The organism is Photobacterium sp. Alg240-V54, from assembly GCF_900537155.1.
In the GTDB taxonomy this organism is placed as follows: domain Bacteria; phylum Pseudomonadota; class Gammaproteobacteria; order Enterobacterales; family Vibrionaceae; genus Photobacterium.
In genome coordinates this window covers 656,505-683,170 of the sequence record NZ_UNRL01000002.1, presented here as the reverse complement: position 1 = coordinate 683,170, position 26,666 = coordinate 656,505, and the positions used below count along the sequence as shown (strand labels likewise).

Genomic DNA, 26,666 nt, shown 5'->3' with positions numbered 1-26,666 from the left:
ATAAATACCTGCTCTTTATGCAGGTATTTTTTTATCTCTACATTTTGTACCGTAATATCGATGCTGCAAGTTAATCAACAAAGACTAAGCACGGTATACCATTATGATCTATACGATGAATACTAGTTTTAAACACCGCTTGTAATTGTTCTACATCCATTACTTGCTCAACACTTCCACAATCGACACAACGACCATGATCAAGTAGCACTACTCTATCAGCTTCACGTAAAGTGCGATTTAAATCATGATTAACCATCACCACCGCAATACCCTGTTGAGCAATATTGCGTACCAATTGATACATCGTAGCTTCTTGCCCAATATCCAATGCTGCTGCTGGTTCATCAAGTAATAACAATTTTGCTTGAGGATTAATACTTGGCCAAACCTGTAAACATGCAGCAGCAAGGCGTACTCGCTGCCATTCGCCACCAGAAAGTTGTTGAATATTACGTGTTAACTTATCTTGAATATCTAACCGCTGACAAATTTCATCAAGTGCAATTTGTAACTGTTGATTATCTACATACTGTAAAGCTGACACTGCAAGTGATAAATATTGAAAAACTGGAATAGAAAAATTGGGTTTATCTTGTTGCGATAAATAGCTTCGCACATGTGCCAAAGACGGTAGATCATAATCGGTTAAATCATCATTGAGTAATTCAATGCTGCCGTCATAATCAAATAGCCCTGATAAAATCGATAATATAGTACTTTTACCGCTACCGTTAGGGCCAATAACATGGGTGATCTGCCCGGCATAAAGAGTGAGTGACATCGGCAATAATCGAGGGGTAAAAGCAATATTTCGAGCCTTTAATATTAACTCTGGCGTTGAAAGATCATGGTTATCAAACATTGTGATCATGCTTTAATCCAACTGCGAACGCATTAACATCCAAATAAACACGGGTGCCCCAAGTGATGTTGTCACCACACCAATCGGTAAATCAGCATCACGCAATAATACACGCGATAAGGTATCAGCTAATACCAATAATATTGCGCCACAAATTGCCGAGAGCGGCAGTAAATATTTATTCTCTGTGCCTAAATGCAATCTTAACAAATGCGGTACAACCAAACCAACGAATCCAATCACGCCAGCAAGGGCGACTGAGCACCCGACTAACAACGATATCATTAGAATCAATAACCATCGAATACGTCGAACATCCACCCCTAATTGACGCGCAGCCACATCTCCAAGCATCATTACATCCAATGATTTACCTTGCAGACACAGTACAACTAATACTGGCACAACGAAGAATAGTAACGATAATTGCGGCCAACTTACGCCACCAACACTGCCCATCAACCAATACATCAGCTGACGCATACTTAAATCATCACTGAAATAAAATGCCCATGTCACCACCGCCCCCGATAGAATACCAAGTGCAACACCAATTAATAATAAACGCGCCATAGATACTTTTTGGCGGCGAGAAAATCCAACTAAAATCAGGGTAAATAATAATGCGCCAGCCATCGCAGCCACCATCGTCATCAATGGCGTTGGCGTAATAGGAACAACAAATAATAGCAACACAACAGCCAGGCTTGCGCCACCAGAAATGCCAAGTACACCAGGTTCCGCTAATGGATTACCGAGTAAAACCTGTAACACTGCACCAGAACTTGCTAGTGCAGCCCCAACAATCATTGCTGCTAATACGCGTGGGATTCGCAATTGCAGTAATAATTGTTGTTGCAGTTCACCAATTGGTGCCCACGGTAAAATCCACACTTCACCGACGGCAATAGCAAACAGACAAATCGCGATCAACAAAATAGAACAAACAATTAACCAAGCACGCCATCGTTGTTGCTGTTGATGTAATAATTCATTTAACAATATCAAGACGTTATTATGCTCAAAAAAGTAAGGTCAAACACCATACAGTGCCATTTTTATAATGCAACCAAACACAGTTAAAACCTCATGCTTTAAAGGTACTTATCAATATGATGGGTTAGATTTAGCATAAACTCTGACTTGTTCATCAAAAATTAAGCTCGCTTTTTTAACCATCAATGCTGCTCGTTGACCAACAACAACATGGCGATTAGGAAAAACAACGGCTTCTCCATGTGTATCTGCGACATATTTTTTATCACCATCAACGGCAAACTCATTACCTTCTGCAAAAAAAGTAAAGTTAGCAACATCATCATCAAAGGTAAATAAGAACTCAGGATGTCGCTTCACTATCGTTCGACTAACTTGATATACCTCTACTTCACTGGTCCAAATGATCGGTAAAGCAACATCAGTGATCAATTGCAGCATTGCATGTTGAAATGGCGCCAAAACAGAAAAATCGTTTTGCCCTAATTTACCCACACGCCCAAGTTCAACAGTTAACGCCTGTGCGCCGTGATATTCTGCGCTATACCATGCAAATGTCGGTGACGGTGTATTTGAAAGTAAAACGGCATCCAATTTAGCATGGTGGATGAAACTAAATAATTTATTACTGCGGGTTTGTTTATCTGTATAGGGGCTAATTGCGAAGGTATCGTGTTGTGACGGACGAATAGCACAATGTAGGTCAAGGTGCCATCTCTCAGGCTTTATGGCAATAGAGGTACCATAAAAGCTGTTAATGGCTAACTGTAATGCATTCGCAATGCGACACTCATTATTTTTCTCAAAATTTCTCACTTGAAACAGCCGATTCATATTTTCAGCCATAAAGCGTTGCTGATGATTAATCGCTTCAGGATGGGCAATAATCAACAGTAAACGGTGAACGGGCTGAATCTGCCCTAACACCACGCTTGATGCTATTTGCTGAACAAGTTCAACTGGCGCTGTTTCATCACCATGAATGCCGCTAGACAACACAATATCTTTGGCATCAGCGGCCAATTCTCGTGGCGTTATTTGTAGCACACCGCGGTACAAAAGTTGACAATGTAACCCTGAATCTAATACCCATTCCCCTGCAACAAAAGGTTGGGAAAAGTCGCAGGTTGCTTTAAGAAACTGTCCGCGTTTTATCTGCTCAATTAACGTCATAATACAACCTCCTTGTTCATTTCAACATACTCCCTCTATCTATGCTTATATCATCCTCGACATAAGAAATAACAACATTACTATGATTAATATAGCCCTGTTGTCAGTTTCGTCACAACGACAGGGTAATAAAAAACCCAAGTAAAAATACATTTACTTGGGTTTCAGTTCAGATCAGCAAACTAGCGAAAGATTTATTTATTAACTTCTAAACTTTCGACACGAGCCTTAAGCTTCTGACCGGGACGGAATGTAACGACACGGCGTGCGGAGATAGGAATATCTTCACCCGTTTTAGGGTTTCTTCCTGGTCTCTCATTTTTGTCACGCAAATCAAAGTTACCAAAACCAGATAACTTAACTTGCTCACCATTTTCTAGAGCCTTCCTAACTTCTTCAAAGAAGACTTCCACCGTATCCTTGGCGTCCCGTTTGCTTAATCCAACATTTTCAAACAGGTTCTCAGCCAAATCGGCTTTTGTGAGCGCCATAGATAACTCCCTCAAGACTATGTTGAATGGATAGTGTACATACCTACATAAAAAGTATGCCACTGTGAATAAGGTATATGTCAATTAGAGATGTAATTCTAAACTGCAAAAACTACGGGACTATATTATCCCTCTCACTATCAACTAGACTCAGTCTAAGCCAACTCGCTGATTTTCGCCAACTTTTTTACGTTAACTTCATGTCAAATTACACCATTTTAGTTGCGGAATTTTACTATAACAGTGCATCTAGTTGAGGTTGCCAGTATAACAAACAGCATTAAATCACTAAAAAATCAAAGATATACAGTTAAAAACTCTACGCGAACACTTTAAATTAGAAAATATAACTATTTATCAAGCTGTTATTATTTTTTAGATCTAGATCAAAAAAAAGCAGCCTCAAGAGGCTGCTTTCCTAAAACAAAGACTTAAATTTAATTATGATGCTTTTTTAATCACGAAGTGATGCATCAAATTTTTCAGCCAATGCATTAACAATACTTTCTACTGCTGCTGCAATATCAGCTTCTTCTAATGTACGCTCAGTTGATTGCAACGTTAGCGCAATCGCAAGACTCTTCTGACCGTCATCTACACCTTTACCAGTGTAAACATCAAATAGATTAACTGCTTTTAATAGCTCGCCGCCGTTTTCACGACAAGCAGCCACAACATCACCCGCTGCAATATCGTCATTCACTACAACCGCAATATCACGACGGTTTGCAGGGAATTTAGAAATAGCGACAGCTTCAGGAAGCATACGAGTATTGATTGCTGCCCACTCGATTTCAAATACGATAGTACGACCGTTTAAGCCGAACTTACGCTCTAGCTCAGGGTGCACTGTACCGATGAAACCTATTTCTTTGCCATCAACAACGATTGCTGCTGATTGGCCTGGGTGAAGCGCTGGGTGTTTAGCAGCTTTAAAGCTATAAGCATCTTTTGCAGTTAGCTCAAGAACGGCTTCTAAGTCACCTTTAAGATCAAAGAAATCAACAGTGTTAGTTTCAATATCCCAATGCTCATCACTACGGTTACCCGCAATCACACCTGCAAGCATCATTTCTTGACGCATGCCGTTTTCTGCTGATTGCTCAGGCACAAAACGTAGACCGGCTTCAAATAAACGTACACGTGGTTGCTGACGCTTTTGGTTGAACACTACTGTATTTAGTAGGCCAGTCCATAGGCTCAAACGCATTGCTGACATATCCGCAGAAATTGGGAATGGCAGAATCAATGGCTCAATTTCAGGCACGATCAGTTTTTGTTGCTCAGGCTCAACGAAGCTGTAAGTAATCGCTTCTTGGAAACCACGACCAACGAGCAAATCACGTACACGTTTCAGCGGTAAATTCGCTTCTTTGTGTAAGTTCATGCTAAGTGCAGCAACAGGCGATTGGTTAGGAATGTTGTTGTAGCCGAAAATACGACCGACTTCTTCCACTAAATCTTCTTCAATTGCCATGTCAAAACGCCATGCAGGTGCTGTTGCTTTCCAGCCAGCATCTGTAGTTTCAACATCACAGCCAAGACGAGTTAGAATTTCAACCACTTCATCAGAAGCAATTGCATGACCTAATAAACGATCTAGCTTAGAACGACGTAGTTCAATTGTTGCCGCTTTAGGCAAATCGGCTTCTGATTCAGCTTCAACGATAGGTGCAACTTCACCACCACAGATTTCAACGATAAGTGCAGTAGCACGCTCCATCGCTTTCATTTGTAGTGTAGCGTCAACACCACGTTCGAAACGGTGTGAAGAATCAGTGTGTAGACCATAGCTACGAGCACGACCACGGATTGCATCTGGTGCAAAGAATGCACACTCAAGTAGTACGTCTTTAGTCTCAGCGTTAACGCCAGAGAACTCACCACCGAAGATACCAGCAATCGCTAGTGCTTGCTTGTTATCTGCAATAACTAACGTGTTATCGTTTAGTTCAGCTTCGTTGCCATCAAGAAGCGTCAGCTTTTCGCCCTGCTCTGCCATACGCACAACGATGCCACCGTCAATCTTAGCAAGATCGAATGCATGCATTGGCTGACCCATTTCAAGCAATACGTAGTTAGTGATATCTACGATTGGATCAATTGAGCGTGTACCACAGCGACGAAGTTTTTCTTGCATCCATAAAGGTGTTTCAGCTTGCGCATTAACATTACGAACGATACGGCCAAGGTAACGTGGACATGCAGCAGGTGCTTTAACATCAATAGTAATCGTATCAGCCGCAGTTGGCGCAACAATATCAAATTGAGGTTCGATTACTTCAGCGCGGTTTAATACGCCAACTTCACGCGCAAGACCAGCAATGCTTAGACAGTCAGCACGGTTAGCTGTTAGGTCAACATCGATAGTTACATCGTCAAGACCTAGGAATTCACGGAAATCAGTACCTAATACTGCATCTTCTGCAAGTTCCATGATGCCATCAGACTCAACATCAATACCAAGTTCAGTGAAAGAACAAAGCATACCGTGAGAAGGTTGACCACGTAGTTTTGCCTTCTTGATTTTAAAATCACCAGGCAAAACAGCACCAACCGTTGCAACAGCAACCTTGATACCTTGACGACAGTTAGAAGCGCCACAAACGATGTCTAGTAGCTCTTCAGCACCAACATCTACTTTTGTTACGCGTAGCTTATCAGCGTCTGGGTGTTGAGCACACTCAACCACTTGACCCACTTTAACGCCAATAAATTCACCAGCTACTGCTTCAATACCATCAACTTCCAGACCAGCCATTGTGATCTGGTGAGCTAGTTCTTCGCTGTTTACTGCAGGATTAACCCACTCGCGTAGCCAAGATTCAGAGAATTTCATAGATTTCTAGCCCCTAGTGCTTACTTGAACTGTTTTAGGAAACGTAAGTCGTTCTCAAAGAACGCACGTAAATCGTTAACGCCGTAACGAAGCATGGTTAGACGCTCAACGCCCATACCAAATGCAAAGCCTGAGTACTTCTCAGGATCGATGTTAACTGAACGTAGAACATTAGGGTGTACCATGCCGCAGCCTAGTACTTCTAACCACTTACCATTCTTACCTTTTACGTCAACTTCAGCAGAAGGCTCAGTAAATGGGAAGAAAGAAGGACGGAAACGTACTTCAACTTCTTCTTCAAAGAAATTACAAAGGAAATCGTGAAGAATACCTTTAAGCTGAGCAAAGTTTACGTTTTCGTCAACTAACATACCTTCCACTTGGTGGAACATTGGTGTGTGAGTTTGATCGTAATCATTACGGTATACACGACCAGGCGCAATAAAGCGGAATGGCGGTTGACCATTTTCCATGGTACGAATCTGCACACCAGAAGTATGCGTACGTAGCATTAGATCTGGATTAAAGAAGAACGTATCGTGATCAGTACGTGCAGGGTGATCTTCGGCAATGTTCAATGCATCGAAGTTGTGGAAAGCATCTTCAATTTCAGGACCTGCTTCAGTAGTAAAACCAAGCTCACCAAAGAAACTTTCAATACGTTCAATGGTACGTGTCACTGGGTGAAGACCACCATTTTCAATGCGGCGACCCGGTAAAGAAACATCAACAGTCTCAGCTGCAAGCTTAGCTTCAAGCTCTGCACGTTGTAGGCCGTCTTTACGCTCAACAAGTAATGTTTGTACTACTTGCTTCGCTTTATTGATTTCTTGACCAGCAGTGCGACGCTCTTCTGGTGGTAATTTACCTAGGGCTTGTAGTTGAAGAGTTAAATGACCCTTCTTGCCTAGAAATTGAACTCGGACTTCGTCCAGAGCGACTGATGAATCAGCCTGCCCAATAGCTGCCGTTGCGTTGGCAATAATCTCGTCTAGATGTTGCATCGTATCCTCATCCACCCACAGGTGGCGTCCTTAAGGGAGATATAAAATCGCGTAACGATACATACTAAAGAAAGCAGCGTCTAAAACCAAATTGAATCGTAATAAAACAGTAAGTTTGGACGAAAAAAAAACGTCTTTTGCCATTAAAATTTGAATTTGTGCTTTTTCAGTACACTCTTGCCATACGACATATGACTATAAAACAGATTTCGCACACCTATATTCCATTTTTCTCTCTTCCTTAAATGAGATCAAAAAAGTAAATTTTAGCGATATTTATTTTGGAATAATCATCATGAACACCCAATACTTTTCAGCTTTAATCAAAATAAGTCTTTTCGCATCTTTACTCTGTTTAGGCTTGGTGCTGTTAGGTAACTACGGCCTCCTTTCTAACATGCCGATTGAAGTCAAAGACCTGACAACCAATCAAACTCATATTGATTACATCCATATCATTTTCTATGTTGTTTTTAATTGTATGTTTGTAGGGTTTCTTGGTTGCCTACTTTGGAGAGCAAAACATTCACAACAACAACTGAAGCAATATCTTGCCCACAACTAATTGTTAATATTAGCTAATTATCCAACAGGTATATTTATACCAGCGCCTTTGAACGCTATATAGCAATTATTGAGGCGCTTTGTTTGTAATAAAAGCTGTGATAAATACGATCTTTTTTTATCAAATTGGTTTTAAAGTTACATTTTTCAGTGTAAATTATGATCAATGTCAATGTTAGGAACCATATTATGAATACTAAAGATCTTGCTGCTCTCTCAAAAATTTCAACTATCGCTGCGATTCTTTGTACTGCTTTATTGCTGCTTGGTAATTATGGCTTAGCATCAGCAATGCCGATTGCACCAGAAGAGGGTTTCAACTTCATTAATCTTGTCTTCTTTATGGGCTTCAACGCATTATTTGTTGGTTTCTTAGCGTTTTTACTTAAAACTCTAGCGACAGCAAACAAAAAACGTAATCAACGTTACGCACGCGCATAAGCAATAAACAATAAACAATAAACAATAACAACTAGATTTTATTTTAGAGCCAGTCACTATCGTCTATCGATATATGACTGGCTTTTTATTATCCCTACTCTTCCTATACTCCCAATCCCAAATCTATATCTTCCACACAAATAATAAAAAACAGCGTTGTATTATTTAAATGTATATATCTTTACAATCGAACGTTATTTTTAATGTGATTAAAAAACAAACTTACGTGCTTAATTTACACTGAAGATGTCAATGAGAAGGCAGCTTAGCTGAAGTTCAAATAAACTATCACGACTATGCGAGGTGCGAGGTGCGAGGTGCGAGGTGCGAGGTGCGAGGTGCGAACAATAACAACTAGCAATAATTTTACCCGTAATTTAAACGAAAAAAGGAGAGCCGAGGCTCTCCTTTCAATTTAAAACTAGACTGATAAATTACAGTGCAGCTTTTGCCTTTTCCACAAGAACAGTGAAAGTAGCTTTGTCAAATACAGCGATATCAGAAAGGATCTTACGATCGATTTCGATAGACGCTTTCTTAAGACCGTTGATTAGACGGCTGTAAGACATACCATTTTGACGTGCAGCAGCGTTGATACGTGCAATCCAAAGTTGACGGAAAGTACGTTTCTTCTGACGACGGTCACGGTAAGCGTATTGACCAGCTTTAGTAACAGCTTGGAAAGCTACGCGGTAAACACGTGAACGTGCACCGTAGTAACCTTTAGCTTGTTTAAGAACTTTCTTGTGACGTGCACGCGCTTGTACACCACGTTTTACGCGAGGCATAGGAGACTCCTAACTAAAATTAATAAAATATAAAACTAAAAACGATTAAGCGAACGGAAGCATACGAGCAACTGCAGCCACTTCACACTTAGGAAGGATTGCATTTGGACGAAGCTGACGTTTGTTCTTAGTAGTACGTTTAGTCAGGATGTGACGCTTAGTAGCGTGCTTAAACTTAAAGCCACCAGCTGTTTTTTTGAAGCGCTTAGCTGCGCCACGATTTGTTTTCATCTTTGGCATGAGATGATAACTCCGCATTGTTGATAGTTAATAATCATAGTAATAGGGCGAACAAAAAGCGCTACTTAAAAGCAGCGCTTTTTAGCTACTTGAATGCCGTTATTACTTCTTCTTTGGGGCAAGCATCATGGTCATTTGACGACCTTCTACACGATTAGGGAAACTTTCACAGACCGCGATCTCTTCAAGTTCTGCCTTAATTCGATTAAGAAGCTCAATACCAATGCCTTGGTGGGCCATTTCACGACCACGGAAACGTAGTGTGACTTTACCCTTGTTGCCCTCTTCTAAAAAGCGAGTCAGGTTGCGTAGTTTTACCTGATAATCGCCTTCGTCTGTACCAGGTCGGAATTTAACTTCCTTGATCTGGATTTGTTTTTGATTCTTCTTTTGCTCTTTAGCAGCCTTGCTCTTTTCGAACAAGTACTTACCATAGTCCATCACACGACAGACTGGTGGCTCGGCATTAGGGCTAATTTCAACTAGATCCACACCAGCATCAAGAGCAACATTCATTGCTTCTTCAATAGAAACAACACCGACTGATTCGCCGTCAAGGCCAGTTAGACGAACTTCACGTACGCCACGAATTTCTTCATTCAGACGATGCGCGTTTTGCTTAACTGGTGCTTGGGTTCTTTTTCCGCCTTTAATACCTTATTCCTCCACAACATTGAGCTTGCGATTGCTGATTTCTTCTTGCATAAATGCAATTAATTCATCAATCTTAAATTTACCCAAATCTTTACCCTTGCGAGTACGAACTGCTACTACGCCTGCTTCGACTTCTTTGTCACCGCAAACGAGCATGAAAGGCACTCGCTTCAAAGTATGTTCGCGGATTTTAAAGCCAATCTTCTCATTTCTCAAGTCCGCATTGACTCTAATTCCACTTTTTTTCAATTTTTCTACAATTTCTTGCACATATTCTGCTTGAGAGTCAGTAATATTCATCACTACAGCTTGCTGAGGCGCCAACCATGTTGGGAAGAAGCCTGCGTAATCTTCGATAAGAATACCGATGAAGCGCTCTAGTGAACCAAGAATTGCACGGTGAATCATAACCGGTGTGTGGCGTTCGTTGTCTTCACCTACATATGTAGCGCCTAAACGCTCCGGTAATGCGAAGTCAAGTTGAACAGTACCACACTGCCATGCGCGATCAAGGCAATCGTGAAGTGTAAACTCGATCTTAGGACCGTAGAATGCACCCTCACCTTCTTGAATATCAAATGGAATTTCCATTGACTCAAGCGCGGTAACTAAATCGGCTTCAGCTTTGTCCCACATTGCATCAGAACCAACACGCTTTTCAGGGCGAGTAGATAATTTAACAACAATGTTATCAAAACCAAATGTCTTGTACGTATCATACACCATTTCGATGCAAGATGTAACTTCTTGTTGTACTTGTGCTTCTGTACAAAAAATATGCGCATCATCTTGGGTGAAACCACGTACACGCATAATACCGTGAAGTGAACCAGAAGGCTCATTACGGTGACAAGAACCAAACTCAGCCATACGTAATGGTAAATCACGGTATGACTTAAGGCCTTGGTTAAAGATCTGTACGTGACCAGGACAGTTCATTGGCTTGATAGCGTATTCACGGTTCTCAGAACTTGTTGTGAACATCGCTTCAGCGTACTTATCCCAGTGACCAGAACGTTCCCAAAGCACACGGTCCATCATTAATGGGCCTTTTACTTCTTGGTAATCGTATTCGTTTAGTTTTTCACGAACAAATACTTCTAGCTCACGGAAGATAGTCCAACCGTTATGATGCCAGAATACCATACCTGGAGCTTCTTGCTGCATGTGGAACAGATCAAGTTGCTTACCAATTTTACGGTGGTCACGCTTAGCAGCTTCTTCTAAACGCGTTAGGTGCGCTTTCAGTGCTTTCTTATCGTGGAATGCAGTACCGTAAATACGTTGCAGCATCTTGTTATCACTATTACCACGCCAGTATGCACCAGCAACGCTTAATAGCTTAAAGTTCTGACAGAAACCCATGTGTGGTACGTGTGGACCACGACACATGTCAATGTATTCTTCATGATGGTATAGACCTGGACGATCGTCACGAGCAACGTTTTCATCTAGGATTTCGATCTTGTACGTTTCGCCACGTGCATCAAACGCATCACGCGCTTCTTGCCAGCTTACGTTTTTCTTCACAACTTGATACTTAGTCTTCGCTAGTTCAAGCATGCGCTTTTCAATAACTTCAAGATCTTCTTGTGTTAATGATTGCTCTAGATCGATATCGTAGTAAAAACCGTTGTCAATCGTAGGACCGATCGCCATTTTTGCTTCAGGATACAATTGCTTAATTGCATGGCCTAGCAAGTGTGCACATGAGTGGCGAACGATTTCAAGACCATCAACATCATCTTTTGCTGTGATGATTTCTAGGCTTGCGTCATTTTCGATAAGATCACAAGCATCAACACGAACACCATCAACACGCCCTGCGATGGTTGCTTTCGCAAGACCAGGACCGATTGAAAGTGCAACGTCCATTGTTGATACAGCGTCGTCGAATTGACGTTGACTACCGTCAGGAAGAGTAATAACAGGCATTTAAATATCCTTAAACAGTGGTGCCACACACCAAGTAGCACATGTTGAGTTAACAAAGCTTTTAGAGAAGCTTTTATGAATGAAAACGTTTTTACTTTGATGCCGCAATACAGAGCAACATACTAAGGTAAAAACAGAGTGACACTATACAAACGGTAACAAGATATTGCAAAGGATCACCCTAACTTTTTATACGCTTATTTTACTAAGGCGTAATTCACTACGTACAGTTTCTCGATACCAGGGTAAATATCGTTAATAACGGCCTTTAATTCCGTTAATGTCATATTTTCTTGTTGAGCATGAAAATCATTTAAATCACTGAACGCTATTGGTTCAACACTTAAAATCTCTAAGCGACAAAACCAACGTCCGTCTTCATAAGTGGAGACATCAACAGTAGTACCTGGAACATAATGACTTTCAGCTTCATCACGAATTGTTATTGTCTTTTTTCCTGACAATATATCGCTTTCAAAACGTGTAAAAAAAGTCATTTCTGTAGGGATAATAGGCGTAGTCATTATAATGTCCTTCACGACTAAATAAATTTTCGCTTAGAGTAACCGCAAATATTTAAAAGTAAACGAGCAATAACCAAAGAAACTAAATATTCATCTAAGATTAATAAAATTTCAATTTTAACAAACATCAAAATATTCCCTTTAGTTTCATGTTATTACATAAATGCACGTTAATAAATTACTTAAAATAGCATCGACTTCACAGATATATATAAATGAATTGGACTAAGATGTTGATAGACAAGTTTTATCTAGTCCAATTTTATGCGTGGAGGATGCTATGTGGCAGGCTATTTCTCACCAGTTGTCGGAAGTACTTGGTCGGCAATTCAAAATCAACGAACGTGAAGCTATTCTAGGTGGTGATGTTAACCAATGTTATTGTGTTGGTGATGGCGAACAGCGCTTTTTCATCAAACTCAATGACAAAGATCAGCTCACTGTTTTTGAAACTGAAGCCGAAAGTTTACGTATCCTCAATGAGGCTAATTGTGTTCAAGTGCCACAACATTTCCATCTTGGTACTTGTCGTGACAAATCTTTCCTCATTCTCAATTACCTTCCCACGAAAACTATTGATGACGAGGCTGGCTATAAACTCGGTCAACAACTCGCCCAGTTACATTTATGGGGCGAGCAAATTGAATTTGGCTTTGATTTTGATAACTATATTGGTTTAACCCCTCAACCCAATAAGTGGCGTCGTCGCTGGGATAAGTTTTTTGCAGAGCAACGCATTGAATGGCAATTACAACTTTGTGAAGAAAAAGGGTTACATTTTGGTGATATTGATACGATAACAGCTAATGTTGCGCAACGATTAATGAATCATCAACCCAAACCGTCATTACTTCATGGCGACTTGTGGCATGGTAATACCGCATTAACAGTATTAGGGCCGATTATTTTTGATCCTGCTAGCTACTGGGGAGATCGTGAATGTGATGTTGCGATGACAGAGTTATTTGGCGGTTTTCCTGCCCGCTTTTATGAGGGATATCAATCTGTTTACCCTCTAGATGAGGGCTATCAAGATCGCAAAGATCTTTATAATCTTTATCATATTCTTAACCACTGTAATCTCTTTGGTGGCGAATATATGGGGCAAGCGCAGCATATTATTGCCAAGTTGCTGCTAGAAGAGTAATTGCGGTTATTTGTTTTGATATCACGCCAGCACTATTGCCACATAGTGCTGGTACTTCACTCCTGCATTCGCAAAATCGAGAACAAACAACTAGGATCTATATTAATATACAGCGCTATTAAACGATGCTTTTCATATCTATATTAAGGATCTATTATGCACAAATATTCAACTCAAAACGTCTGTTGCCCACATTGTGGACATAGTATAAGAATCCCTCTTGATGCAAGTGCTGGTAGTCAAGAGTTTTATGATGATTGCACTATTTGTTGTAATCCTATTCATTTAACCATGGAAGTCGATGAACTCCATAAAACTATTAATCTATTTGTTGATGCTGATGATGAGCAAATATTTTAATAATGGGTCTTATTTGCCATCATACGTTCAACAGTATCTACAATAGCTTGTGTTTGTGGATCAATTTCAATATTAATAACATCATTTATTGTACGGTTTTTAAGGTTGGTGCGTTGTAACGTTTCAGGTATTAAATTGACATTAAAATGGCTATCTTTAACCTCACCAATGGTTAAGCTAATACCATCAATGCCGATGTACCCTTTTTTAAATATATATTTGATCAAGTGTGCTGGTACTGAAAACCATATTTGATGATTATTTTCAGTTATATTTACATCTGAGATCGTCGCTGTGGTCATAATATGACCTGACATGGCATGCCCTCCAATCTCATCACCAAACTTAGCGGCACGTTCAACGTTGACATAATCGCCCACATTAAGCAGCCCTAAATTAGTCACATTCAATGTTTCCTGCATTAAATCAAACGATACTAATTGGTCGTTAATTTCCGTTACCGTCAAACAACAGCCATTGTGAGCCACTGAAGCGCCTAAGGTTAATCCTTGAGTCATCTCAAAAGGTAAACGAATAATATGAGTTTGAAACTGCATTTTTTTCTCAATACTAACAACTTGTGCCGTCGCTTGTATAATTCCAGTAAACATATCTATCCTTATATTATTTTACTTATTTACTCTATGATTAATATATCAATTTATTAAACATTGTTAATCTTAACACACAAAAAAGTGTTCAATAAACTCACACTCGTGTCGGCTATAGTTAGCAATAATAACTTTTTGACATTGAGGTGACACTTTAAAACACCATAAGCGTATTAATTGTATAACAATAAAAGTTAGCCAATTTTGTCTAACTTTTCCTATTTTTATATCTAGTCAATTAATAACATCTAGTTAAAGGTGCATCATGGCCGCTAATGCCTCATCAACCGTTACATTGTCACGACAACAAAAGCCATCTATTTTACGCGTGTTACTTATTAGCTTGTTAGTGGTGTTATCTGGATATTATGTTTGGGTACTTTATAAAGCAATAACGCCTAATGTCAGCCTTGCTTATAAAGCATACTATATTAAAAATCAGACCTTATATTGGCAACCTAAACAACCTAACCTTGCGTTAACATTACCAATCACCTTAAAAACAACCAATAAAGTACCGAACTTATCTCGAGCAGGCTGGAGTTTTGATACCAGTAACAATATGCGCCAACTGTCTCAGCAAGGTGGTTTATACTTTACATTACCGAATGTGCCAGCAACCAATGTTAAGATTACATTCACCTTAACAAAAGCTGAGCAACAGCTAAAACCACTGACGTTTACCTTTAATCATCATCAAGGCACCTTACGACCTCAAGCACAGGGAAATACATTGGTTGCTCAACTGCCAAAACAACAATTTTTAGCTGCATCTCAACAATTACAATCATTCATATTAACAACGCCAACACCACTACAAGTTACGGCAATAAGTCTAACACCAACGAATGTAGATACTTTACCTTTGCCACATAGTGCTGGCTCTTTTAATCAAAAAATTGGGAACGTCGAATGAATCATAAACCAAACCCGCTTGATTACCGCTTATCGCTTATTGTGCCCGTTTATAATGAAGAGGTCGCTATTGAGCCCTTCTTAACGGCTATCAATGACAAACTCAGTAGCATTCGTTCACACATCGATATTGTGTTTGTTAATGACGGCAGCAAAGATAATACTCGGCATGTTATTGATAGAATGATAGAACAAGACCCAAGTATCTCATTGGTCAACTTTGCGCGTAACTTTGGCAAAGAAGCGGCAATGACTGCGGGTTTAGATTACGTTCAAGGTGATGCTGCCGTCATCATGGATGTTGATTTACAAGATCCACCTGAAGTCATTTTGGAATTTGTTGAACTATGGTTAACAGGTAACTATGACACTATTTATGGTGTTCGTGTTGATCGCTCACAAGATACTTATGCTAAACGCCTGACAGCTGGCGGCTTTTACCGCTTCTTTAACTTTTTATCAGCTGAAACCACGTTACCAGAAAATGCAGGAGATTTTCGATTAATTAATCGCTGCGTCATTGAAACAGTGAAACAATTACCTGAACGTAACCGTTTTATGAAAGGCTTGCTCGCGTGGTCATCATTACGCGCTATTGGGGTAAATTTTCAGCGTCCAGAACGTCTTGTTGGCGACACCAAATTTAATTACTGGAAGCTGTGGAATTTTGCAATGGATGGCATCACAAGTTTTACCGCTTGGCCATTACGCGTTTGGGGCTTTGTTGGTTTTGGGATTTCATTTTTATCTTTCATCTTTTTAATGTACATCGTTATTAGTGCTCTTTGTTTTGGTGTCCATACCCCTGGTTATGCATCTACTATTTCTGTGGTGCTCTTTTTAGGCGGTATTCAACTGATATCTTTAGGTGTGATTGGTGGCTATGTCAGCCGTATTTATACCGAGCTTAAGCACCGGCCAATCTATTTAGTTGAAGATGTGTATGGCAACTATAAAAACAATCCACCAGCGTCAAACAATCAACATCACACTCAAACAACGTTAAATAAACCTAGTCATCATTATGAGTAATTCTTTGCTTAAACATTTTTGGCAACTTAACCGTTTTGCTATTGTTGGGTTATTAGCCACAGCGGTGCACTTGTCGATAGTGCGCCTGTATTTTTTTCAAATGGCACACCCTTCAGAATATATTGCTAATATTTTAGGGTTTGCCGTCGCTTTTTTGGTGTCGTATTTTGGCCATCGCCATTTCACTTTTGCCCAAAAAGGCTCATTTTTTAAATTCTTAGCAGTGTCTTTATTTGGGTTTTTAATTAATAACCTTATTTTGGTGACATTATTACAAACAGCACATGTTAAAGGATGGATAGCAGTCACTATTTCAACCTTATGTGTACCAATCATTACTTTTATTTTATCGAAATTTTGGGTCTTTAAATGAATCCCTTATCTGTTACAGACATTCGTCTTACCCGCAAAGATTGGTTAAACCTGATCTTTGCTGTCATTGTTAGCCGTATTGTTATCTACGCCCTTGGTCTGTGGGGTGTAAATATGTTCATGACTGGCCATTATGCAGAGCAACCTTTACTACAAACCGTTTGCCGTTTTGACTGCGTATGGTTTTATCGCATAATCGATAATGGTTATGATCTTGTTCCACAATGGCTTGGTCAAAAAAATGCAGCTAATTGGGCGTTTATGCCATTGCAGCCCTTCCTAGGATGGATATTCTCACATTTAACCACCTTTGAAGATCCGATTAATAACTACCGCTTTGGATTAGCATTTGCATCTAATCTCGCATTTTTATTTAGCATTCCAATGGTGTTAATGGTGCTCAAGCAGCTAAAACTGAGTGCTGCAACACGTTCTACCATGGTATGGATCTTGTGTTTTTCACCTTATACGGTTTATTCCTCTGCCGGTTATACCGAACCACTATTTATTGCATTAGTGGCTGGTGTGTTCTTATTTAGCTATCGTCAACAATGGGTTTGGGTCGCTATTTTAGGCATGCTTGCCGCTGTAACTCGTAACTTGGGTGTTTTTTTAGTCTTCCCTGTATTAATTATTGCGATTCAACACTACGGTATTCAAAGTTTCTTACGCTTTAAAACACCAGCATTAAAAGTGTTAGCGGCTATTTGGGTGATCCCTATTGGCTTTTTTGGCTTTATGACCTACTTATATTTCCATGTTGGAGACGCACTTGCATTTGGTCATATTCAAATCGCTTGGGGACGTCAACTGACTAATCCATTTCATTGGTTGATGGTTGGTTTTGAAGTAGGTGGCCCGAAATTATATCTCACTATTATGGCGCTACTTTCGTTTGCACTTAATATTTACTTAGTCATACGTAAATATTATGCCGAAGCGCTGTTTATGTTTATTTGTTTAATACTACCGCTTTCTTCAAGCCTTAATGCCATGCCTCGTTACGCATTTGGTCTTTATCCAACCTTTCTTGGATTAGCTTTACTTGTCGAACGTTACCCAAATATTAAAACGCCAATGCTGTGTATTTTTAGCGCTGCAAGTACCTTTATTTCAATAGGTTTCTTTGGGCATCACTTTTTTACCGTCTAACTCAATACCCTTACTGTAAACTAAAGCTAACGGCCTCGATTCTCAGTTATCGAGGCCGTTTGTTTTTATATGTATAAAGTGATAAATATTACTTGGTTTTGTGGGTTTTATTTATATAATCCAGCCATCTTTAGAATGCATTAAAATAGTGCCTAGCCGCTATTCATTTATCCCCTCTTTTATTTCTTCATTTTTGGAGCCATGCTGAGTGCAAAACTACACCAAAGAAACCACACAATTGCTAAAACTTGCGATACCCGTTTTAATTGCCTCTGTTGCCCAGACATCAATGGGTTTCGTTGATACCGTTATGGCAGGTGGCGTCAGTGCAACCGATATGGCTGCCGTTGCGGTTGCTGCAAGTATTTGGCTACCTTCGATTTTATTTGGCGTGGGTTTGCTGATGGCGATTGTTCCTATCGTGGCTCAACTTAGTGGTTCAGGTAGAAAAAATAAAATCCCCTTTGAAATTCAAACTGCTTTTATTCTCGCAGTATTGATTTCCATCCCAACGATGTTGATCCTATACAACGCAGGGATTTTAATTCATTACATGAATGTTGAGCCCGTATTGGCAGAAAAGACTGTTGGTTATTTACACGCAGTATTATTCGCTGTGCCTGCATTTTTATTTTTCCAAACCCTAAAAAGTTTCTCTGAAGGGTTATCTTTTACCATTCCTGGCATGGTGATTGGCTTTTTAGGTCTTTTACTTAACATTCCACTTAACTGGATCTTTGTTTACGGTAAATTTGGTATGCCAGCATTAGGTGGCGTAGGTTGTGGTATTGCAACTGCTATCGTGTATTGGTTTATGTTTTTTGCCATGCTTGCATTCGTATTAATCAATAAACGTCTTAATAGTTTGAATGTGTTTGGCGTGATCTACCCACCTAAGTTTGCTGCGATCAGCCGCTTATTTAGACTCGGTTTTCCAGTAGCTGCATCATTATTTTTTGAAGTGTCTTTATTTGCGGTCATTGCTTTATTGATCTCACCACTTGGACCAATGAAAGTGGCTTCACATCAGATTGCGATGAATTTCTCATCGTTAGTGTATATGTTACCAATGAGTTTAGCGGCAGCTGTCAGTATTCGTGTTGGCCATAAAATGGGGCAAGAAGATATTATTGGCGCTAAAATAGCCAGTCATTGCGGATTGATTGTCGGTACATCGCTAGCATTTTGTACGGCAATTTTAACGGTGATTTTCCGCGAGCAAATTGCGTTACTGTATACAGATAACCCTGAAGTTATTATGTTTGCAGGTCAACTGTTGTTATTAGCTGCTATTTACCAATGTAGTGATGCAGTACAAGTTGTTGCCGCTGGAGCACTACGTGGCTATAAAGATATGCGCGCGATCTTCTTCTGTACTTTTATCGCTTATTGGCTATTAGGACTACCAATTGGCTATATTTTAGGAATGACCGATTGGATAGTAAAACCAATGGGGCCAGAGGGTTTCTGGATTGGCTTTATTATTGGCTTAACATCAGCCGCAATCATGCTTGGTATGCGTATGCGTTGGGTACATAAACTTGACCATCAACGACAAATTGACATGTCATTACGTTAACTGTTGGCTCTGTATTATTAAAAAAGTGATCTGAGGAACGCTTTTTTTTTGTCTAAAATTGTTTGGTTGCATATGCTTAATATACTGTAACCAACGCTAGAGTATAATGAAAATATCATTTTTGGTGCTTTGCTATGTATTGCTACTTACTGGCTGCAAAGAAAACACCACTGAAGCATTATTAGACACTTACCAACAACGACTTGCTAACGTATTAAAGATTACGCCAGCGGAAACTCCGCGGTTGAATTTAGCCGCCCTTCCCGCCGCCCGCTCTCTCAAACAACCAGTTGCAGATATTCGTATTGGTTTATTAAATGCGTATGAATTACGTCAATGTGGTTTATTTCAGTTAATTGCAGAGCGTAATTCAATATTAGGCAAGGTACAGGATCAAACTCGTCAACTACGTTATGAATTACTATTTTTAAAACAACTCGGTCACTGCCTGAACGTTATTGATAGTAGCGACCCTTTACAGTCTCAATTAAGCGATATTTATCATCAAAAGCAACAACAATTACCACACGTAATCTGGAATATGGCATTTACGAGTCAAGAGTGGCGACAGCAATTTACCTTAGGTCATCAAGTTCTAGAACAACAGCAATTTAGCGGTTATATCGAAAATTTAGCGGCATTTGACTATTTAGCGACACTAACAACAACAGTTACTTCAACGAATATGTCACAGGCATTGGCAACACTGACAACAAACAATATTGATCTTCTGCTTTTCCATCAGCAGCAAATTCATAATAAACACTATATTGGGCAGCTGTTTTATTCTATGGCACATATAACAGCTGTACTTAATAGCATTACAACTCAACTGAATCAGCACGAGAGTACAGTGCTTTGCGGCCCAAATATTAATAACCAACAGGCGCTATATTTACGTAACGTCTTTTATAAATATTACGTCACTGATATTCAACCGTACCTAAGTACATTGCAATCTCAATATCAACAGTTACAGCCTTATTTACATCGCTTCTACACCAAACTCGTTAAACACCATATCCAACCATCATCAGCAATGGCCTTGTACGCTGATGATTATTTTGATGGTGATCTACAGCATCAATTTCAACAAGCCACTCTTGAGCATGTTCATTATTGGCAACGATTATTTGAACGTTGTCAATTTAAGGTTGGGCATCAATAACTTGCTACCAACCTCAATTATCATTTTTGTTACTATTAGTTCATTTTTAGAATAGGTAAACTAGACTACATTGTAGAGGTTAAGGGAGATAACAATGAAAAAACATAAAAACGAAGCAAAACTTTTAAAAAAAGCATTAGAACTTGGTTTCGCCTTTGCAAAAAAACAAGGATTTAACGATTTAGATCGCGGTGTAGGTTCAACAGATCGTGTTGAATGTATTTATCGCTTGTTAGTAGAGTGCAAACAAATCACACCTTTAGCTGTCGATAAAGAAGACGGTGTTAACATGAAACATAAACTAGTGTTGTGGATTAGCCGTCTATTACCAGAAAACCACGAACTGCTTCAATAACTCAACTGTATTGCCACTAGTCCTTTACTGGTGGCTCTTACAGCTAAGAATATGCGCGATCTCACATTCGGCTATTTATCCACCACCAAATTGGCTATTGTGCAAGCAAACGCACTGAATTTACTAAAAAACTCCATTTAAACACTTGCCTAGATTACGGTGACTCGCTACTATGCTTGTCATTCGCTGATTACATTAAAACAGTAATTAAGCTTAAATTGCTCGCTTAGCTCAGTTGGTTAGAGTACTTGCATGACATGCAAGGTGTCACTGGTTCGAGTCCAGTAGCGAGCACCAATTTTAAAATAAACGGCTTGATTGCGGTTTATAGCAGTACAATTTGCTCGCTTAGCTCAGTTGGTTAGAGTACTTGCATGACATGCAAGGTGTCACTGGTTCGAGTCCAGTAGCGAGCACCATTTTAAAATAAACGGCTTATATTGCGGTTTATGGCAGTACAATTTGCTCGCTTAGCTCAGTTGGTTAGAGTACTTGCATGACATGCAAGGTGTCACTGGTTCGAGTCCAGTAGCGAGCACCATTTTAAAATAAACAGCTTAATTGCGGTTTATCGCTGTACAATTTGCTCGCTTAGCTCAGTTGGTTAGAGTACTTGCATGACATGCAAGGTGTCACTGGTTCGAGTCCAGTAGCGAGCACCATCTTTTAGATACAACCAAGCCTGCTTTTTAGCAGGCTTTTTTGTATCTGGATCATAACAATTGCAATCAACAGCACAGGTTAGCGACAACCGAACAGTAATTAGGTAATATTTATATCAATTATAATAATTGACGATATAACGATGAAAATTACTGTTGATGGCGGCTCGTTTAAAGTATCAGTTGATACTGAATTTGAAGGTTTACTCACTGAAGCTGCTGTGGTTTTTGATGAAACATTAATCCAAGCTAAATCAAACGACAAAGCTATTTTACGCTTTCTACAAATCATTCTTGAGCACCGTGAAAGCGATGATGCGATTGGTTATGCTGTTCTCGGCTTACTGGGCTGGTATAACGCCGCAATTAATCCCGTTACAGATAAAAACATTGAATTAAATTTACCTAAAATCGTACCGCATTTACTCAACCCGGCTGGCGATATCAATGCAACTAGCGACAATGAAAAAACAACATTCAAGCATTGATTAACGCCCTCAGATCATTAAAAAGCCACTCATCATGAGTGGCTTATACTATCAATATCTCTATTAATCACTTTTCTTAGCAAACCTTAACAACCGCCAGTACTTGCTCATATTACATCGTCTTATTTTTGCCATTTCCACATAAGCAATAGGTACAACAAATAACGAGAATACCGTTCCTAGTATTAATCCGCCCACTAACACCAAACCAATATTAATTCGACCTATTGAGCCAGGCCCTATTGCAAATGCTAATGGTAACGAACCAATGATCATTGTAAGTGATGTCATCATTATGGGCCTTAAACGAGATTTAGCACTCATAATAGCGGCATCATAGGCATTTATGCCATGTTGTCTTTGCTGTTTATTCGCAAAATCAACCAATAGAATACCGTGTTTAGTTACAAGCCCAACCAATGTTAACAATCCAATTTTAGAGTAAATATTAAGACTCTGACCAAAGGCCGTTAAGGTTAATAATGCCCCGACTAAACACAAGGGCACTGTAAGCATAATAATTAACGGTTCAAAGAAACTTTCAAACTGCACCGCTAAAATTAAAAATACAAAAATCAATGCCATCGCAAAAATTAGTGTCATACCATTTGATGAATCTTGAAGATCTTTTACTACGCCATTAAATTGATACTGCTGTCCTTTTTGTAATAAATTGGGAACATGATGATTCACAAATTGCTGCACATCACTGGCACTGTAACCGGGCATTAAATCCGCCGTAATTTCTGCACTATCAAGTCCCATAAAGGTTTTAATATGAGATTCTGCTGTCACTTGCTTAATCGTCACAAACTGCGATAACGGTAACGCTTTTCCTGTTTTTGATACGACATATAACTTATTTAATATCTTAAAATCACCCAGCGATTGTTTATTTACTTGCACTTGAATTGGATAAGTATAACCATCGGCCATTTTTAAATCTGCCGCTTTCACTGATCCTAAAAACGTCGATACAGCACTGGTTACATCAGCATAATCAACATCTGATAACACCACTGCATTTTGATCAATTTTCAAATCAAACCGCAATAAATCACGATGGGTTGAATTACTGACATTTGAAACACCCGCATAATTACTGAGTGCTTTCTCAACCTTCGCTGCTGTATCACTTAATGCTAGGGTGTTTTTATTCAGCGTTGTTAATTCAAGCACTAATCCGGCAGGTAAATTTAAATTGTCCGCTGAACGGACAGACATTGATATACCATAAGCCGACACCGTTGATTTTGCTTTCTGCATTAAACGGCTAATAATTTGCTCAATATTTTGTTTACGCTCATTCCATGGCATTAATATCAAATGATTTTCTGGGGTTGATTCAATATAAGCCATATTTGCCGCAATAGCAGGATCGCCATTAAAAACACTATTTAACTGGGCATTATTTTGAAGATGATAAGGTCGCCCTACCCCTGATGGTGATTTAGTCGATACTGAAATAAAGCCAGTATCTTCAATTGGTAATAACGTTTTAGGCATCCACCATACTGCAACCGTTGACGCACTAATAAGTAATATCGCGATAACAACTAACCACTTTTTCTTGATAAAAACAAACTTCAACAATTGTAAGTACTTAGCTGTTAACTGATCAACTTTACCCTCGACCCACACAAACCAAGCGGGTGGATGAGCGACTGGCTTTAATAGATAAGCACTCATCATTGGTGACAATGTTAGCGCTATAACACCTGAAATAAGAACGGCGGCTGCAAGCGTAAAAGCAAATTGATGAAATAAATCTGCGGTTAGTCCTGACATAAAACCAATGGGACAATAAACCGTTGCCAGAGTTAATGTCATTGCAATAACAGGGGCGACAATTTCCTTACTACTTACTATCGCAGCCTCTAACGGCTTTTTACCTTGTTCTATATGCCGAAAACAGTTTTCAACCACCACGATAGCATCATCAACGACCAAACCGATAGCAAGAATTATCGCCAGAATCGTTAATACATTAATACTAAAGCCTAACGCCGCCATTACTGCGAATACACCAATAATACACACAGGGATAGTAATCAACGGAATAAGCGCAAATCGTATGGAGCCTAAAAACAGTACAACCACCGCTGCAACTAATACAATTGCTTCAATTAAGGTTTTAAAGCCTTCATCAATCGATGCCTTAATAAAATCTGCTTGGTTATAAACCATTTTCATTTCAATGGAACTAGGGATATTCATCGATGCCATTGCCGCTTTAACGCGCTGAGCGACCACAACGGGGTTCTCACTTTTAAGCGGTAACGTCTGAATCGACATCCCTAATTGACCATTAATATGTAATATTGAAGGCGTTAAACTGGCATCGTCTTTAACAACATTCGCAACATCACCAACACGGACAATATTGCCATTATCATATCGAATCACTAAATTACGCACATCATCAACACTGCTCACTGAACTCACAGGGTTAATCGAGAAATCACGAACTTGACCTTGAATCGTTCCAGCGGTGAAAGTGGCATTATATTTACTTAATGTACTCACCACATTGGTTGCTGTAATACCAAGTGCCATCATCTTTTCAGGATCAAGCCAAACATGAATCGCTTGACTACTACCACCATAGGGTCCCCAAACACCGCCAACTCCCGGTATGTGACTAAACTGAGGAATAAGTTGTTGGCTAATAAGCTCATACATTTGCTGCTTGGTTATCTTTCCTTTTGCAACAAAGGTAATAATATTACTTGGCAGCGCATTTTCTGAAGAGTCATCAGTCACGGTAGGTTTATCAACCATACTTGGTGGAAAGTTATTAATTGATTCAACTTTACTGCGCAAGTTATTCATCAAGCTGGCATATTTCACATCAGATACATTATCTTTAAAAAATACTTTTAATGAACATGTTCCTTGTTGGCAATCAGTGTTCATATTTTTAACAGATTCAAGCCCCGTCGCTGCAGAAATAAGTTTATCGGCGACGTTATCAGACATAAATTCAGCACTTGCACCTGAAATATGCGCGGTAACCGTTGCATTCGGAGCGCGGTGATCTGGAAAATATTGCACCGGTAAGGTTTGTAATGCCACTGCGCCCAACAGCACAATCGCAATGCTTAGCACACATGAATAAATCGGATGTTTAATACAAATCTCAGGCAGTTTCATGCTGAGCTCCTTGATTTGAGCTCTCTGTTACTTTTTGCATCGGTTTATTTAAGGACGAAGCTGGATTTGTGTTTTTTTGGGGTGAAGATAATGGTAAAACTGGCGTTGTGGATACTGTGGATGTTTGAAGTTTAACCAAAGAGTCTGGTTTTAAGTTTTGCTGACCTGCAACGACTACTTTATCATTAACATCAACACCTTGTTTAATTACCACATAACCATCATTGGTGTTATCACCGAGAATAACAGGCTGTTGTTTGACCCCTTTACCATCATAAAGCCACACATAACGCTTATCACCATCAACAATGACTGCGGTTTGAGACACAATGGGGTAAGTGATATTTTTATCCGAATGCTGTGTTACTTTAGCAAACATACCTGGAATGAGTAATTTATCGGTATTTTTGATATTAGCTTGAACATCAATACGGCCTGATTGTGAGTCCACTTCTGGAGCAATGTAATTAACCACACCGGTGAAACGTTTATTTTTATAAGCATCAACAGAAATAGTGACCTGCTGATTAGATGCTGCTTGTGCTAATTCTTGTTGGCTGATCGAATACGCAACTTTCACGGGATCATTTTTAATTAACGACACTACAACATCATCAGCACTAATACGGCTACCGATAGAATATTTGAAATTAGTCAAACGACCATTAAACGGGGCTATTAATTGATAATTAAGTAAATCATCTTTTTTTTGTTGTACATCCACTTGTACTAAGTGTGTTTGTAATTTCTGATTCTCAATATCTTGCTTTGATATTGCATCTGGCTGTTTTTGGATTAACGCTAACATGCGATGTAATTTAGAACGTTCAATTGCATATTGTGTTTCAGATTTTTGCAGTTCTGCTTTGGGTTGCGTACTATCAAGTTTCGCTATAACCTCTCCTTTATGGACATAAGCACCATCAGAAAAACATTTTGTTATTAATTTTTCGGATGCGCTAAAGGTTAATGCTGTAGAATCTACAGCGGTAATTTTACCGACTTCTTGAAAGTCTTGGTTGAAAGTTCTATTTTTTATATTCTGAATTTTAATTGGAATTAATGATGTTTTTACCGATTCACTCGCCAGCGACGATAATGTTGTAAACATCATTGGAAGAACCAATATACCCATTAAAATTCTGCTCTTACACTCCA

25 protein-coding genes and 4 tRNA genes are annotated in these 26,666 nt (G+C 39.4%); 15 read left to right on the top strand and 14 right to left on the bottom strand.

Translation table 11 applies throughout. The annotated features are described in order from the left end of the window. Nucleotides 1–70: 70 nt before the first annotated feature. From btuD to pheS, 6 genes are all read right to left on the bottom strand, one after another. The gene (btuD, locus tag G6R09_RS08615; RefSeq protein WP_163921901.1) at nucleotides 71–865 is read right to left on the bottom strand and encodes a vitamin B12 ABC transporter ATP-binding protein BtuD; all 795 of its coding nucleotides are present in this window, start codon (nucleotides 863–865) and stop codon (nucleotides 71–73) included. 12 nt (nucleotides 866–877) lie between these two features. Beyond that, nucleotides 878–1,870 carry a vitamin B12 ABC transporter permease BtuC gene (btuC, locus tag G6R09_RS08610; protein WP_065176636.1) on the bottom strand — a complete coding sequence of 331 codons (993 nt, stop codon included), beginning with the start codon at nucleotides 1,868–1,870 and terminating at the stop codon, nucleotides 878–880. 102 nt (nucleotides 1,871–1,972) lie between these two features. Continuing rightward, nucleotides 1,973–3,034, bottom strand: a complete 1,062-nt coding sequence (locus G6R09_RS08605) for a succinylglutamate desuccinylase (protein ID WP_065166124.1) — start codon at nucleotides 3,032–3,034, stop codon at nucleotides 1,973–1,975. 194 nt (nucleotides 3,035–3,228) lie between these two features. After that, nucleotides 3,229–3,525, bottom strand: a complete 297-nt coding sequence (gene ihfA / locus G6R09_RS08600) for an integration host factor subunit alpha (RefSeq protein ID WP_036795089.1) — start codon at nucleotides 3,523–3,525, stop codon at nucleotides 3,229–3,231. A 454-nt stretch (nucleotides 3,526–3,979) separates the two neighbouring features. Continuing rightward, nucleotides 3,980–6,364, bottom strand: a complete 2,385-nt coding sequence (gene pheT, locus G6R09_RS08595) for a phenylalanine--tRNA ligase subunit beta (protein WP_163921695.1) — start codon at nucleotides 6,362–6,364, stop codon at nucleotides 3,980–3,982. Nucleotides 6,365–6,384: 20 nt separating this feature from the next. Continuing rightward, nucleotides 6,385–7,368, bottom strand: a complete 984-nt coding sequence (pheS, locus tag G6R09_RS08590; protein WP_060996458.1) for a phenylalanine--tRNA ligase subunit alpha — start codon at nucleotides 7,366–7,368, stop codon at nucleotides 6,385–6,387. 753 nt (nucleotides 7,369–8,121) lie between these two features. On the opposite strand from pheS, the gene G6R09_RS08585 reads away from it, so the two are divergent. Next, entirely contained in the window at nucleotides 8,122–8,373 is a 252-nt protein-coding gene (locus G6R09_RS08585; protein ID WP_036795095.1) for a phenylalanyl-tRNA synthetase subunit alpha, read from the top strand. A gap of 434 nt (nucleotides 8,374–8,807) precedes the next feature. Here the strand turns inward: G6R09_RS08585 and rplT are convergent, their stop codons facing one another. From rplT to yqfB, 5 genes are all read right to left on the bottom strand, one after another. Further along, nucleotides 8,808–9,161, bottom strand: a complete 354-nt coding sequence (gene rplT / locus G6R09_RS08580; RefSeq protein ID WP_036795101.1) for a 50S ribosomal protein L20 — start codon at nucleotides 9,159–9,161, stop codon at nucleotides 8,808–8,810. A gap of 45 nt (nucleotides 9,162–9,206) precedes the next feature. Then, on the bottom strand, nucleotides 9,207–9,401 hold the full coding sequence (rpmI, locus tag G6R09_RS08575) for a 50S ribosomal protein L35 (RefSeq protein WP_005367387.1): 195 nt from the start codon (nucleotides 9,399–9,401) through the stop codon (nucleotides 9,207–9,209). 102 nt (nucleotides 9,402–9,503) lie between these two features. Continuing rightward, nucleotides 9,504–10,055 (bottom strand): translation initiation factor IF-3, encoded by a 552-nt coding sequence (gene infC, locus G6R09_RS08570; RefSeq protein ID WP_080888971.1) that lies wholly within the window; start codon nucleotides 10,053–10,055, stop codon nucleotides 9,504–9,506. A 3-nt stretch (nucleotides 10,056–10,058) separates the two neighbouring features. After that, nucleotides 10,059–11,990, bottom strand: coding sequence for a threonine--tRNA ligase (thrS, locus tag G6R09_RS08565; RefSeq protein WP_163921693.1), 1,932 nt, complete (start codon nucleotides 11,988–11,990; stop codon nucleotides 10,059–10,061). A gap of 197 nt (nucleotides 11,991–12,187) precedes the next feature. Continuing rightward, complete coding sequence (gene yqfB, locus G6R09_RS08560; RefSeq protein WP_163921692.1) at nucleotides 12,188–12,514, bottom strand: N(4)-acetylcytidine aminohydrolase; 327 nt, start codon at nucleotides 12,512–12,514, stop codon at nucleotides 12,188–12,190. A 280-nt stretch (nucleotides 12,515–12,794) separates the two neighbouring features. Between yqfB and G6R09_RS08555 the strand changes: the two genes are divergently transcribed. Both G6R09_RS08555 and G6R09_RS08550 read left to right on the top strand, forming a co-directional pair. Next, entirely contained in the window at nucleotides 12,795–13,661 is an 867-nt protein-coding gene (locus tag G6R09_RS08555) for a fructosamine kinase family protein (RefSeq protein ID WP_065166129.1), read from the top strand. Between the two features lie 156 nt (nucleotides 13,662–13,817). Then, entirely contained in the window at nucleotides 13,818–14,021 is a 204-nt protein-coding gene (locus G6R09_RS08550) for a CPXCG motif-containing cysteine-rich protein (protein ID WP_065166130.1), read from the top strand. On the opposite strand, the gene G6R09_RS08545 is transcribed toward G6R09_RS08550, so the two are convergent. After that, nucleotides 14,018–14,632, bottom strand: coding sequence for a riboflavin synthase (locus G6R09_RS08545; RefSeq protein WP_065166131.1), 615 nt, complete (start codon nucleotides 14,630–14,632; stop codon nucleotides 14,018–14,020). The genes G6R09_RS08550 and G6R09_RS08545 overlap by 4 nt on opposite strands. A gap of 265 nt (nucleotides 14,633–14,897) precedes the next feature. Here G6R09_RS08545 and G6R09_RS08540 point away from each other — a divergent pair, with 265 nt between their 5' ends. From G6R09_RS08540 to G6R09_RS08485, 12 genes are all read left to right on the top strand, one after another. Then, complete coding sequence (locus tag G6R09_RS08540; RefSeq protein ID WP_163921690.1) at nucleotides 14,898–15,548, top strand: riboflavin synthase subunit alpha; 651 nt, start codon at nucleotides 14,898–14,900, stop codon at nucleotides 15,546–15,548. Next, the gene (locus G6R09_RS08535) at nucleotides 15,545–16,579 is read left to right on the top strand and encodes a glycosyltransferase family 2 protein (protein ID WP_163921688.1); all 1,035 of its coding nucleotides are present in this window, start codon (nucleotides 15,545–15,547) and stop codon (nucleotides 16,577–16,579) included. The genes G6R09_RS08540 and G6R09_RS08535 overlap by 4 nt, the downstream gene beginning before the upstream one ends. Beyond that, a complete protein-coding gene (locus G6R09_RS08530; protein WP_082967933.1) occupies nucleotides 16,572–16,952 on the top strand; it encodes a GtrA family protein in 381 nt (126 codons plus the stop codon). Before G6R09_RS08535 ends, G6R09_RS08530 begins: the two co-directional genes overlap by 8 nt. Beyond that, entirely contained in the window at nucleotides 16,949–18,103 is a 1,155-nt protein-coding gene (locus tag G6R09_RS08525; protein ID WP_163921686.1) for a hypothetical protein, read from the top strand. Before G6R09_RS08530 ends, G6R09_RS08525 begins: the two co-directional genes overlap by 4 nt. Nucleotides 18,104–18,311: 208 nt before the next feature. Beyond that, entirely contained in the window at nucleotides 18,312–19,682 is a 1,371-nt protein-coding gene (locus tag G6R09_RS08520; RefSeq protein ID WP_163921684.1) for an MATE family efflux transporter, read from the top strand. Nucleotides 19,683–19,788: 106 nt separating this feature from the next. Beyond that, nucleotides 19,789–20,850, top strand: a complete 1,062-nt coding sequence (locus tag G6R09_RS08515) for a DUF3080 domain-containing protein (RefSeq protein ID WP_163921682.1) — start codon at nucleotides 19,789–19,791, stop codon at nucleotides 20,848–20,850. A gap of 94 nt (nucleotides 20,851–20,944) precedes the next feature. Then, on the top strand, nucleotides 20,945–21,205 hold the full coding sequence (locus tag G6R09_RS08510; protein ID WP_065166137.1) for a DUF5062 family protein: 261 nt from the start codon (nucleotides 20,945–20,947) through the stop codon (nucleotides 21,203–21,205). A gap of 220 nt (nucleotides 21,206–21,425) precedes the next feature. Further along, nucleotides 21,426–21,502: transfer RNA gene (locus tag G6R09_RS08505), tRNA-Val, on the top strand. Nucleotides 21,503–21,547: 45 nt separating this feature from the next. Continuing rightward, nucleotides 21,548–21,624 (top strand) — tRNA-Val (locus G6R09_RS08500). Between the two features lie 45 nt (nucleotides 21,625–21,669). Then, nucleotides 21,670–21,746, top strand: a tRNA-Val gene (locus G6R09_RS08495). A gap of 44 nt (nucleotides 21,747–21,790) precedes the next feature. After that, nucleotides 21,791–21,867, top strand: a tRNA-Val gene (locus tag G6R09_RS08490). A 143-nt stretch (nucleotides 21,868–22,010) separates the two neighbouring features. Then, complete coding sequence (locus tag G6R09_RS08485) at nucleotides 22,011–22,355, top strand: hypothetical protein (RefSeq protein ID WP_163921679.1); 345 nt, start codon at nucleotides 22,011–22,013, stop codon at nucleotides 22,353–22,355. 63 nt (nucleotides 22,356–22,418) lie between these two features. Here the strand turns inward: G6R09_RS08485 and G6R09_RS08480 are convergent, their stop codons facing one another. Both G6R09_RS08480 and G6R09_RS08475 read right to left on the bottom strand, forming a co-directional pair. Continuing rightward, on the bottom strand, nucleotides 22,419–25,508 hold the full coding sequence (locus G6R09_RS08480; RefSeq protein WP_163921676.1) for an efflux RND transporter permease subunit: 3,090 nt from the start codon (nucleotides 25,506–25,508) through the stop codon (nucleotides 22,419–22,421). Beyond that, nucleotides 25,495–26,643 carry an efflux RND transporter periplasmic adaptor subunit gene (locus tag G6R09_RS08475; protein WP_240345712.1) on the bottom strand — a complete coding sequence of 383 codons (1,149 nt, stop codon included), beginning with the start codon at nucleotides 26,641–26,643 and terminating at the stop codon, nucleotides 25,495–25,497. Before G6R09_RS08475 ends, G6R09_RS08480 begins: the two co-directional genes overlap by 14 nt. Between the last annotated feature and the right edge of the window lie 23 nt (nucleotides 26,644–26,666).

Excerpts from the sequence above, each read along its gene's own strand:
- btuD (WP_163921901.1), bottom strand. The coding sequence starts at position 865 with ATGTTTGATAACCATGATCTTTCAACGCCAGAGTTAATATTAAAGGCT.
- G6R09_RS08605 (WP_065166124.1), bottom strand. The coding sequence starts at position 3,034 with ATGACGTTAATTGAGCAGATAAAACGCGGACAGTTTCTTAAAGCAACC.
- ihfA (WP_036795089.1), bottom strand. The coding sequence starts at position 3,525 with ATGGCGCTCACAAAAGCCGATTTGGCTGAGAACCTGTTTGAAAATGTT.
- pheT (WP_163921695.1), bottom strand. The coding sequence starts at position 6,364 with ATGAAATTCTCTGAATCTTGGCTACGCGAGTGGGTTAATCCTGCAGTA.
- pheS (WP_060996458.1), bottom strand. The coding sequence starts at position 7,368 with ATGCAACATCTAGACGAGATTATTGCCAACGCAACGGCAGCTATTGGG.
- G6R09_RS08585 (WP_036795095.1), top strand. The coding sequence starts at position 8,122 with ATGAATACTAAAGATCTTGCTGCTCTCTCAAAAATTTCAACTATCGCT.
- rplT (WP_036795101.1), bottom strand. The coding sequence starts at position 9,161 with ATGCCTCGCGTAAAACGTGGTGTACAAGCGCGTGCACGTCACAAGAAA.
- rpmI (WP_005367387.1), bottom strand. The coding sequence starts at position 9,401 with ATGCCAAAGATGAAAACAAATCGTGGCGCAGCTAAGCGCTTCAAAAAA.
- thrS (WP_163921693.1), bottom strand. The coding sequence starts at position 11,990 with ATGCCTGTTATTACTCTTCCTGACGGTAGTCAACGTCAATTCGACGAC.
- yqfB (WP_163921692.1), bottom strand. The coding sequence starts at position 12,514 with ATGACTACGCCTATTATCCCTACAGAAATGACTTTTTTTACACGTTTT.
- G6R09_RS08555 (WP_065166129.1), top strand. The coding sequence starts at position 12,795 with ATGTGGCAGGCTATTTCTCACCAGTTGTCGGAAGTACTTGGTCGGCAA.
- G6R09_RS08550 (WP_065166130.1), top strand. The coding sequence starts at position 13,818 with ATGCACAAATATTCAACTCAAAACGTCTGTTGCCCACATTGTGGACAT.
- G6R09_RS08545 (WP_065166131.1), bottom strand. The coding sequence starts at position 14,632 with ATGTTTACTGGAATTATACAAGCGACGGCACAAGTTGTTAGTATTGAG.
- G6R09_RS08540 (WP_163921690.1), top strand. The coding sequence starts at position 14,898 with ATGGCCGCTAATGCCTCATCAACCGTTACATTGTCACGACAACAAAAG.
- G6R09_RS08535 (WP_163921688.1), top strand. The coding sequence starts at position 15,545 with ATGAATCATAAACCAAACCCGCTTGATTACCGCTTATCGCTTATTGTG.
- G6R09_RS08530 (WP_082967933.1), top strand. The coding sequence starts at position 16,572 with ATGAGTAATTCTTTGCTTAAACATTTTTGGCAACTTAACCGTTTTGCT.
- G6R09_RS08525 (WP_163921686.1), top strand. The coding sequence starts at position 16,949 with ATGAATCCCTTATCTGTTACAGACATTCGTCTTACCCGCAAAGATTGG.
- G6R09_RS08515 (WP_163921682.1), top strand. The coding sequence starts at position 19,789 with ATGAAAATATCATTTTTGGTGCTTTGCTATGTATTGCTACTTACTGGC.
- G6R09_RS08510 (WP_065166137.1), top strand. The coding sequence starts at position 20,945 with ATGAAAAAACATAAAAACGAAGCAAAACTTTTAAAAAAAGCATTAGAA.
- G6R09_RS08485 (WP_163921679.1), top strand. The coding sequence starts at position 22,011 with ATGAAAATTACTGTTGATGGCGGCTCGTTTAAAGTATCAGTTGATACT.
- G6R09_RS08480 (WP_163921676.1), bottom strand. The coding sequence starts at position 25,508 with ATGAAACTGCCTGAGATTTGTATTAAACATCCGATTTATTCATGTGTG.
- G6R09_RS08475 (WP_240345712.1), bottom strand. The coding sequence starts at position 26,643 with ATGGGTATATTGGTTCTTCCAATGATGTTTACAACATTATCGTCGCTG.